Here is a 10,538-nt window from a genome sequence, read left to right as displayed (position 1 = left end):
ATTTGTATTTTGGAATTTGTGATTTGGAATTTTGCCACTCACTCCGCTCTCCTGCAATCTCTAATCTCCCGTTTATAGTTTATTCTTGCTTACCTCATCTTGTTACCCAACTTGTGGGTAAGGATTAGATCCCCGCCAGCGGGGGATAACGGCCAATCAATCACTTGAATAGCGACAGAGCACTAGCATAAAGGTTGAAATAGTGTAAGAAAAGGAGATATGGGGATTATGGAGATAAGGAGATAAATTCATTCTAAAATTTTGCAAAGGACTATGAATAATCTCCATATCTCCTTTTATCTCCTTATCCCCTTTTTTACACCAAATCTGCATAGATTTCACTATTAGCGTTATTTTCAGACACCACCGAAATTCGTATCATTATTGACCTTAAATCCTAAATGCACCGTTGCCACCCCAAAGCTCAAATCAAAATATTGGACAGCCACAAATCCTGCCTTTTCCATTAATATCTTTAGTTGTCCTTTATCTGGCAGGTATAAATCCAGAGATTGGGGAAGATAACTATAAGGTTCTTTATTCCCATGAAATATTTTCCCCAATAAAGGTAGTATATGATAAAAATAGATTTTATGTAACCTTTTAATAACTATATTCTCTGGTCTCCCTGCATCTAAGGTAATTAATCTTCCACCTGGTTTCAGTATCCGATTAATCTCCTTAAATACCTCATCAATATTTAGATGTCGCAATCCAAAGCCAATTGTGACAACATCAAAGGTATTGTCTGCAAACGAAAGAGAGGATATATCTTGCTTTTTCAGTTCAATCCTATCCTGTAGTCCACTTTTCTCAATCTTTTTTCTTCCAATTTCAAGCATCTCATCACAAAAATCTATTCCAATTACTTTCACTTGAGGATTTTCTTTAGCCGCACAGATACCACAATCCCCTGTTCCGCAACATAGGTCAAGGATTAAATCTGTTGGTTTCAGTAATGCTTTTGAAATAGCGAATTTACGCCATTTATGATGAAGTCCAAAACTGATTATTTGATTTAACCTATCGTAGTCCCTGGCGATATTTGAAAAAAGTCTTTGAACATAATATTGTCTTTTGTCTGACATTGTGAATTCATTTAGAGCCTTTATATTATCATTAATAGAAGATAATGTCAATAAAAAAATTGGTAACCGTTCAGGTAATCCTTTACCGCAGAGACGCAGAGAAACAGAGAGGAAAATATCTTTTTTTTCGTGGTTTTCGCGTTTTTCGATGTTTAAAAAGGCTTAAAAACAGTTAGTCGAAAGTAAGTATTAAAAGATTAATAAACAACGAAAGACCCGAAATGCACAAAAAAAGGAAATTTCTGTCTCTGGTGAATAGATTTTAATTTTTTCTCTGCGTCTGTGCGGTGAACGGTTACTGTAATTTAAAATCCCCATATTTACGAACATGGTCAACTAATCCGCCATCTTGCAAGATATTAGTCATTATCTCTGGCAATCTGGAGAAATAAGAGGTTGTGCCTTTTGTTTGATTAATCAGGCATCCTTTTTCTAAATCTACCTCTAATTCATCCCCCTCAGTTATATCTTTAGTTTCACATTCAATCACTGGTAGTCCGACATTAATTGCATTACGGAAGAATATTCGAGCAAAAGATTGAGCAATGACACCACTAATTCCGGCTAATTTGATAATGGTGGGGGCGTGTTCTCTACTTGAACCCAGTCCAAAATTCCTTCCGGCAACAATAAAATCACCGGGTTTTATTTTCGAGGCAAATTCTGGGTCTGCATCCTCCATCACATGTTTAGCCAATTCCTGTAGATTAGACCGCAAATGGAAATATCTACCCGGAGCTATCAAATCTGTGCTTATGTCATCACCAAATTTATGTCCCTTACCTTTTAGTATCATGGATATACCTCCTCGTATTTACCATTTAGAGTTCTGCAAAACTAAGAAACTGTAGTTTTTAAGCGGGTATTTAAAACCTCTATTTTTATCAATTTCCTCCAAAGAGCAAAATGCAAAAAGCAAATATAAAAATTACATATCAAAATGTAAAATTATCTGTAACTGTTTAGCCACAGATAAACACGGATGAAACATGGAAAATTCGTGAATCGTGTCCGGTATCCATGTCCGTAATTAGGCTGAAGGGTTTTCCTCCTGTTGTCCTCTGCCTTCCGCCTTCTGTCCTCTGTATTTATCCGTGCTAATCCGTGTCAATCAGTGGCTGAATAGTTACAGTTCTTTTTGAAATTTGATTTGTAATTTTGCATTTTGATATTTAATTTTGATATTTAATATTTGATATTTAATATTTATTTGTTGTCTCCCCCAAATCCTATTTTGAAGAACCCTATTTACCACTATTTATTCTCCTTCAGAAATAATTGAGCTTAGAAAAACTCCTGGATAATAAAACCCCAAAATTTGTTTATAATTATATCCTAATTCTGCCATTGATATTGCCCCTTGTTGGCAGAGTCCAACTCCATGTCCCTTACCGATACCTTGAAAAGTAACCCTGTCCCCATTTGTGCGGATGGTAAAGATAGTGCTCCATATTTTGTCTGAACCCATTATTAATCGAAACTTAGAACTTGAAATCGTCAATCCTCCATTTCCATTTTTAATTATAACTTCTTTTACCCTCCCACCATTGGTGTTAGAATTTGCGGAAATAGAAGATATATTACTAATATTAAAACCATTGCGGTTAAGTATATCTTTAATTTCAGATAATGAGAAAGTCACCTCCCATCCTTTATTAGATTTTCTACAAAATGGGTCATAAACTTCTTGTAAATAAGGAATATCTTGTCCCCAAACTGACTGTGCACTTGCGGTTATACCTCCACACCAGGCATGATAAAATGTGGAAGCGACATCTCCTTCAAAGGTTAATATTTGTCCTTGAGTGGAATCAACCGCATTGATTGTCTTTTCTGATTCGACATCCATACCTTTATATACCTGGCAATGAATCTTTGAACATAAATTATATCCTTCTTCTTCATGTTTTTTAAGATTATCTATGGCAAATGTTCTGGCAATGATGGCTTGAGCCTTTAAAGCCTCAATTGGCGCTTTATCTGTCATCTCAGGTTTTATCACTCCATAAAGATACTCTTCTAAATCTACAACATTGATAACCTTAATTCCATCCCTACCTGTTTCTATTTCTATTTCACCGCGATATTTATTGCCATTTACAAGGATATTTGCCCCAACAATAGGTTTTAACCGAATAGGACCACTTATTATTCCAACATCTTTCACCTCTAATCCACTTTGATTAACCTTTATAAATCCATTTTTCCAACCATAGGTAGTTAATAGTATTTCATCAGTAGATAGGTCAATTAGCTCAAGATAACCTGTGGCACTAATATTAACTGCTTTCTCATTATTGAGCAGTCCTATTCTGAGGTTAATCGCTTCTAAATCTTTGCTTAAACTTAATATGATTAATATTAAAAATATTTTTTTCATTTCTATCTTTTAATCTGAGGGTTTATCTCCGACCAAATAGCCAAAAGATAATGGTTAAAATTATACTAATTAAGATACAGGTAGTTATCGGACAATAGAAGGAGAAATGCTCTTTTTTGATAAAAATATCCCCGGGTAACTTCCCAATAAATGGAAGTTTATTCGCTAATAGGAACAAACATCCAATTGCAACCAGGATAATGCCTGCAAGGATTAAAAATTTACCTATGCCTACGATCATTTTAACATCTCCGGTAACTCAAATAGAATAAATAAACCAATCCACATTAAGCAGAATAATAATCCTAACATAAGGTAAATTTGGTTAGGTCTTTGAGTTAATTTTGGATTTGCATAAGCTAATATTATCAAAAATAGAGCAAACCAAAAGAACGCATCTGTTATTGCTCCAATACCTACCATCATATCTCCTCATATTTTCTTAATTCTGCCTCAAACTCTTTGCTGGGAATTTGAGGAATCCCCAAATTTTTCGCCTTATTTAGTTTAGAGCCTGGGTTTTCACCCACGATTAACAAATCAGTTTTTTTACTTACCGCTGAAGAAGGTTTTCCGCCTAATCTACGAATTAGTTCTTCTGCCTGGCCACGGGTATAATTTTTTAAACTACCAGTAATGACGAATTCCTTACCTTCGTAAGGCATAGGATGGGTGGGAAGAAGAGAACCTAAATTTACGCCGGCTTTTTCCAATTTAGATATTAGTTTTTTGGTTTGTGGTTGATTAAAGAAATTAATAATACTTCCAGCGACTTTAGGACCTACATCTTCAATCTCTAATAATTCATCTTGCGTGGCAGTCATCAGTCTTTGGAGTGTTTTGAATTTATCACTCAAGACGCGGGCGGTTTGTGAACCAACATGGGGTATGCCCAAAGCATTTATGAGCCTATCCAGTGATTTATTTTTAGAGGTCTCAATGCTATTCATCAAATTATCAACTGATTTTTCACCCCAACCTTCAAGTTCTTTTAGTGTTTCGTTATAATTTTTAAGCCAATAAATATCTGATAATTCTTGAAGAAAGCCTTTTTCTACCAATTGATTGACTATGCTTGTGCCTAATCCTTCGATATCCATACAGCCTCGTGAGGCAAAGAATTCAATACGGCGTTTAAGTTGAGCCGGGCAATTCACCCCGGTGCAAAAACTCCTTGCCTCTCCTTCTGGTCGATAAACCTCTGCCCCACATACCGGACAATTTTTGGGGAATTCAAATATCTTACCTCGCTCTTCACTTTTAACCACACCAACTACCTTAGGAATTACCTCACCACTTCGTTCCACGATAACCTTATCTCCAATCCTGATATCCTTGCGTTTAATCTCATCTTCATTGTGGAGTGTTGCCCGACTGATGGTTACGCCGGCTAATTTAATTGGCTCTAACATTGCGACCGGTGTAAGTGCTCCGGTTCTTCCAACTTGAACGATAATCCCTTTTAAAACTGTTGTGGCTTGTTCTGGGGTAAATTTGAATGCCACAGCCCATCTTGGGCTTTTTGCAGTAAAACTTAGTTTTTTTTGCTCCTCTAAATAGTTTATCTTAATAACCATCCCATCGACATCATACCTTAATTTATCTTTTTTCTCTTCCCATTCCTGGCAATAATCAATTACCTCCTCTATCCCCTGACACAGTTTATAATGAGGGCAAACGACTAATCCTAAATTTTCAAATTCCTTTAATGTCTCAGACTGAGTTTTAAAGATTTCTTTTTCTGCAATTCCTAAGGAATGAATAAAGACATTGAGGTATCTTTGGGCAACGATTTTTGGGTCTAAGAGGTGAAGAGAACCAGCAGTTGCATTGCGGGTATTAGCAAATGGAGGCTCATTTCGATTAATTCTTTCTTGATTAACCTGTTCAAACCGCACCTTATCCATATACACCTCGCCACGCACCTCCAGATTAATGGGTTTATTTAATTGTAATGGAATCGTTCGTATTGTGCGTAAATTAAGGGTAATATCATCACCTACCTTACCATCACCTCGGGTTAATCCCTGCACAAAAACACCATTTTCATACTTTAGAGAGACACCCACGCCGTCTATTTTTAATTCGGTAACATATTCTATTGTTTGTTTGTTTAACCATCTGACTACTCGTTGATGAAATTCCTTTAATTCATCAATGGAATAGGTATTATCCAGACTTAGCATTGGCGCTCGATGTCGAACTGAGGTAAATTCCTCCAATGGTTGTCCACTTACCCGTTGTGTGGGTGAATCCGGGGTAATGCATTCTGGATGTGCGGTTTCTAATTGAATTAATTCTTTTAGTAATTGGTCATATTCGTAATCGGATATTTCCGGGGCGGCCTCGACATAATACTTGTAATCGTGGTATTTAATCAATGCCTTTAACTTTGAAATTTGCCCCCTGTAATCTTCCATACTATAAAAGATACTACAAAATTGGCAATTTGTCAAGGGAAAACAAATGGCGGGGGTGCGTGTAAAATTTATGGGTAAAAAATATTGTAAGCGTTCAGGTGGTGTAAGAAAAGGAGATATGGAGATAAAGGAGATAAGGGGATATTATTAAAAAAATTGAAATTAGTAGAAACTAATAGAAATTTATGGAAATTTGTTGTTTCCCACAATCAATTTCTACCTATTTCTATAAATTTCAATCTATTTCTATTATCTTATCTCCATATCTTCCTTATCTCCTTATCCCCCTTCTTACACTTTTAATGTATAACCTGAACGGTTACAGGATTTGCTATCTAAACAATAAATGGGAGCCGTCCTGGGAACAGAAATTGACTGACACCGCATCTATTCTTCTTTCATCAGCGGTAATTCCTGCAGTGTGGTGTAGAGCGCTCCTTTTGGCGTCAATTGGCTCCCCATTACCTCTATCTTAGCAACCTCCATCTGACCAAAAGCTGGAGGTTTTAGGGTAGAGATTAATTTAGACAAATCATCTTTCCTTTGAGGACTTTTTATCCTCCCTAATGTTAAATGGGGAATAGATTCTCTTTGTTCGATTGGAAATCCAAGTCTAAGTAAGTTATTGTCTATTCGTTTGGATAATTCTATACATTCTTCTTTGCCTTTATCCACGCCTACCCAGATTACCTTTGGGCTTGATAAACTGGGAAAAGCCCCGACTGAAGTCAGGGAAAGTGTAAATTGTTTAAAATCCGAGGTTGCCTCCAGAACCATTTGATATACCGACTCTAACTGTCCAATAAGACAATTGCCCAGAAATTTTAAGGTGATATGCATGCCATCAGAATTTACCCATTTAACATCAGCATTAGCCTTTTTTAGTTCTGATTGAAACTTGCTTAATGTCTCCTTAAGTTGGGGTGACATTGAGATAGCCACAAAAGTTCTTACTTCTATCATTTTAATAACTCCCTTCTGACCATATCTAAGGCGGCACAGGCGGCCTTTTCTTTAATTTCTTCTCGTTCTCCAACAAACCTGAATTCCTTAACATTCAAATTATCATTTATGGATAAACCAATATATACCAGACCAACCTCATCTCCTTCGGGCCCTGCATAGCCAGTTATTCCCAGACCAATGTCTGTTTTCATCAACCTGGCTATTCCTTTAGCCATCATCGTGGCAATTTCCCGACTAACTATCCCGCATTTTTCAATTATCTCTGTTGGAATATTTAAAAGATTAATCTTTATTTCTTTCTCATAAGCGACTATTCCACCATAATAATAAAGAGAACTACCAGGCACATCTGTAAGTTTATTAGAAAGTAATCCGCCGGTGCAGGATTCAGCCACGGCTATGCTAAGTTTTCTTAGATAAAGTAAATAACCTACTACTTCCTCTAATCTCTCTCCATCTACGCCATAGATATTATCCTGTAATTTTATACGGATTTCTTTTTCAGCGGCAGAAAGTAAGGCTTGTGCCATCCGGTCTACTTTTGCCGTAATCTTAATTTCGAGGTCAATACTTCCATCAGGATTGCTCACAAGATTCAATTTTACACTATCGCTTTCACCGATATGGCCACCTAATGCTTTCTTGATTTCTTCCTGGGTTAACCCAATTATTTTTAAAATCCTGAATTTACAAACTTCTTCTTGCATTTTTTTTCATTCATCGTAACTATTCACCGCAGAGACGCACAGACACAGAGAAAAAATTAAAATCTATTGGCTATACGCTTAATTCCATCTCTTAGAACAGAAAAACATTAAAATTGATGAATAAACCTATCCTTTTATTCATCATTTTTAGATAGGTTAAAAGTTGAGCTTCGTGAATCGGAAGTAGTTGCTCGACTGCTTTTAATTCTACGATAACTTTTTCTTCAACTAAAAGATCTATCCGGTATCCACAATCTAATTTAAATCCTTTTTTCTCTGTTCCTCTGCGTCTCTGCGGTGAATAGTTACACTATATTTTTTATAAAATGAAGTATAATACAAGTCAATATCCCTGCGGCACAATCATCTATCATTATTCCCAATCCACCTTGAAGATTTTGTAATTTACGAATGCCCAGTGGTTTTAAGACATCCATTGCCCGGAATAACACAAATCCTATCACGATAAAAGAAATATGCAATGGGAGAAAAAACATACAAAAAAGATAACCAATAATTTCATCTAAAACGATTTTTTTTGAATCTTTTTCTTCAAAGAGAATTTCTGCCTTTGTGCAGAACCAGATGCTTATTATCGTTAAGATTATAACCAGTAAAAAATACCACAAATCAGGATTAGAGAAACGATGGCATAGGAAATAAATAAGTAAATAAAGTGGGATACCGCCAAGAAGTGTGCCGACCGTGCCTGAGGCAAATTTAGAATATCCAGAAAAAAAGCCACTGGCAATAAATTTAATCGCAAAATTAAAAGCCTTTTCTAGCTTTGAGTCTTTATATTTCGCCTTTCTTATTTCTCCATTTATATGTAAAGTCTCATTCATTTTATCAACCTTAATTGTACTATATTTTCACTCTTTAGTCAACTAAAATTTCATCTTGTTACACATCATAAAGTTTACTATAAAGTCCTCCCTGTTTTAAAAGTTCATGATGTGTGCCTAATTCGATTATTTTACCTTTATCTACCACAGCAATTTTATTGGCATTTATGACGGTTGATAGGCGGTGGGCAACGACAATAGTTGTCTGGTGCTTCATAATTTCGGATAATGATGCCTGGATTAGTGTTTCGGATTCAGAATCTAATGCTGATGTTGCCTCATCTAAAATTAATATTTTTGGTTGACGAATAATCGCTCGGGCAATTGCTAATCGTTGTCGTTGACCACCCGAAAGTTTTACCCCCTGCTCACCTATTTGAGTATCATAGCCATCTGGCAGGCGAGTAATAAACTCATGGGCATTAGCCACTTTAGCCGCTTCAACTATCTCATCAAAACTCGCATCAATCTTGCCATAAGCAATATTTTCTTTCACACTACCACTGAATAAAATAATCTCTTGTGGCACAACACCTATTTGCTGACGGAGACTATCTGTTTTAACCAATTTAACATCATAACCATCTATCATTACCCTGCCAGAATTAGGGTCATAAAGTCTTGAGATGAGGTTAATAATAGTTGTTTTCCCATTTCCAGAAGGACCGACAATCGCCAATACCTCACCCGGATTAACCTGTAAATTAATGCCGTTTAAGACCAATTCATCCTCATATCTAAAAAAGACATTTTCAAATTCTACCTTACCGACAATCACAGGTAATTCTCTTGCTTGAGGAGATTCTGCCATCTGAATTTCCGTATCGACGACCTCAAATATGCGTTCGCAGGCGGCCATTGCTCGTTGGATGACTAAAACTACCTGGGTCAATTTCTTAATTGGGGAAGACATTGTGGCTAAATAAAGTCCAAAGGCAATTAAATCCGCAACCGTTAATGCTCCGGTAAGAACCTGATATGCACCAAACCAAATAACTACAATCGTCCCTGTCGTGCTGAAAAAATGCACCAGGGGAGTCGCCGCCGCAGTAATTTTTACCCCTTTGAGAAATGTATTAAAATATCTTTTGTTTATCTCATTAAACCGTTGTTGCTCATAAAATTCCATCGCAAAGACCTTGACAACATGAATACCAGAAATGAACTCTTGCAAGCCAGTGGTTACTTCTGCAATTCTATTTTGAATTCTAATGCTTATTTTCTTCATCTTTCGGCCAAGGATAAAGATAGAAAGGGCAATAAAAGGCGTAACAATCAGGGACAGAAGTGCTAACTGCCAATTAAGATAAAATGCAACACAAACCGCTCCTAATAAAACTAAAGGTTCTTTGAGCATATTTACGACACCAAAAATAATGAAGTTCTCTAATAAAGCGACATCATTGATAATTCGAGATATTATTTCACCTGTATGTCTATCCTTGTAGAATTTTAATGAGAGGAAGGTAAGATGTTCAAATATGGTCTGGCGAAGGGTAAAAATTACCTTTTGCCCAACATAACTCATTAGAAAGTCCTGTCCATACTGAGCTAATGTCCAGATAACAACCGTCCCAAGTGCGGCGCACATTGTCAGGTTTAATTGAACAACATTTTGTTGGGATAAGGCATTAGCAAGGACAACCTTGATAAACCAGGGTAAGGCAAGGGTAGTAATTGCCACAATCAGCATACAAATTAAGGCAAAACACAGGTGTAGTTTATGTGGAATGAGGTATCTAATGAGCCGTTTATATAAAATCATCGTTCCTCCTGAAAATAGCGAATTAGTGAATTAGTATAGTATCCACAGACTCGTATCCTATGGTTTAGAACAGATATTCCCCCTTAATAAAGGGGGTTAGGGGGTTGTCCTTCTCCCATTTTCATTGCCCTTTGTGAGCCTTGGCTCATGTCCGTTTCCCCTGAAAATAAGGAAGTAGAAAGTAGAGAGTAGAAAGTAGAAAGTAAGGAAAGACAAGCCTCTTCTTTCTCTCTCTACCCTCTACTATTTTCATCGTCCTCGTATAATATATATTGTTGGTCATTTTGAATGCCACAATCCTAATTCCTTATTAAAGCCCCCAAGATTGGGGGGTGGGGGTTGAAAATAAAATTAAAAAATTAATTAT

12 protein-coding genes and 1 pseudogene are annotated in these 10,538 nt (G+C 36.4%); 1 reads left to right on the top strand and 12 read right to left on the bottom strand.

What is annotated here, in order from left to right; genetic code table 11:
• Nucleotides 1–156: 156 nt before the first annotated feature.
• The 7 genes from AB1422_12075 to ligA form a co-directional block, all read right to left on the bottom strand.
• Entirely contained in the window at nt 157–333 is a 177-nt protein-coding gene (locus AB1422_12075) for a hypothetical protein (protein MEW6620049.1), read from the bottom strand.
• A gap of 23 nt (nt 334–356) precedes the next feature.
• Nucleotides 357–1,088: a bifunctional demethylmenaquinone methyltransferase/2-methoxy-6-polyprenyl-1,4-benzoquinol methylase UbiE gene (gene ubiE, locus AB1422_12070; GenBank protein MEW6620048.1), complete on the bottom strand. Its 732-nt coding sequence runs from the start codon at nt 1,086–1,088 to the stop codon at nt 357–359.
• 295 nt (nt 1,089–1,383) lie between these two features.
• Nucleotides 1,384–1,884, bottom strand: coding sequence for a 3-isopropylmalate dehydratase small subunit (locus tag AB1422_12065; protein ID MEW6620047.1), 501 nt, complete (start codon nt 1,882–1,884; stop codon nt 1,384–1,386).
• 462 nt (nt 1,885–2,346) lie between these two features.
• On the bottom strand, nt 2,347–3,468 hold the full coding sequence (locus AB1422_12060; protein ID MEW6620046.1) for a SpoIID/LytB domain-containing protein: 1,122 nt from the start codon (nt 3,466–3,468) through the stop codon (nt 2,347–2,349).
• Nucleotides 3,469–3,490: 22 nt separating this feature from the next.
• On the bottom strand, nt 3,491–3,709 hold the full coding sequence (locus AB1422_12055; GenBank protein MEW6620045.1) for a DUF2905 domain-containing protein: 219 nt from the start codon (nt 3,707–3,709) through the stop codon (nt 3,491–3,493).
• Nucleotides 3,706–3,894, bottom strand: a complete 189-nt coding sequence (locus AB1422_12050) for a hypothetical protein (protein ID MEW6620044.1) — start codon at nt 3,892–3,894, stop codon at nt 3,706–3,708. The genes AB1422_12055 and AB1422_12050 overlap by 4 nt, the downstream gene beginning before the upstream one ends.
• The gene (ligA, locus tag AB1422_12045) at nt 3,891–5,888 is read right to left on the bottom strand and encodes an NAD-dependent DNA ligase LigA (protein ID MEW6620043.1); all 1,998 of its coding nucleotides are present in this window, start codon (nt 5,886–5,888) and stop codon (nt 3,891–3,893) included. Before ligA ends, AB1422_12050 begins: the two co-directional genes overlap by 4 nt.
• 185 nt (nt 5,889–6,073) lie before the next feature.
• Between ligA and AB1422_12040 the strand changes: the two genes are divergently transcribed.
• Entirely contained in the window at nt 6,074–6,364 is a 291-nt protein-coding gene (locus AB1422_12040) for a hypothetical protein (GenBank protein MEW6620042.1), read from the top strand.
• Here the strand turns inward: AB1422_12040 and thpR are convergent.
• The 5 genes and pseudogenes from thpR to AB1422_12015 form a co-directional block, all read right to left on the bottom strand.
• Entirely contained in the window at nt 6,276–6,851 is a 576-nt protein-coding gene (gene thpR, locus AB1422_12035; GenBank protein MEW6620041.1) for an RNA 2',3'-cyclic phosphodiesterase, read from the bottom strand. The two genes, AB1422_12040 and thpR, sit on opposite strands and share 89 nt — an antisense overlap.
• Nucleotides 6,848–7,561, bottom strand: coding sequence for a nicotinamide-nucleotide amidohydrolase family protein (locus AB1422_12030; protein ID MEW6620040.1), 714 nt, complete (start codon nt 7,559–7,561; stop codon nt 6,848–6,850). The genes thpR and AB1422_12030 overlap by 4 nt, the downstream gene beginning before the upstream one ends.
• 56 nt (nt 7,562–7,617) lie before the next feature.
• Nucleotides 7,618–7,832: pseudogene (locus AB1422_12025) on the bottom strand (GxxExxY protein).
• Between the two features lie 34 nt (nt 7,833–7,866).
• Nucleotides 7,867–8,406 (bottom strand): phosphatidylglycerophosphatase A, encoded by a 540-nt coding sequence (locus tag AB1422_12020; protein ID MEW6620039.1) that lies wholly within the window; start codon nt 8,404–8,406, stop codon nt 7,867–7,869.
• Nucleotides 8,407–8,464: 58 nt separating this feature from the next.
• Complete coding sequence (locus tag AB1422_12015) at nt 8,465–10,171, bottom strand: ABC transporter ATP-binding protein (GenBank protein MEW6620038.1); 1,707 nt, start codon at nt 10,169–10,171, stop codon at nt 8,465–8,467.
• Nucleotides 10,172–10,538: the final 367 nt, after the last annotated feature.

Source organism: bacterium (assembly GCA_040757115.1).
In the GTDB taxonomy this organism is placed as follows: domain Bacteria; phylum UBA9089; class CG2-30-40-21; order CG2-30-40-21; family SBAY01; genus JBFLXS01.
This window is presented reverse-complemented; position numbering and strand designations above follow the sequence as displayed.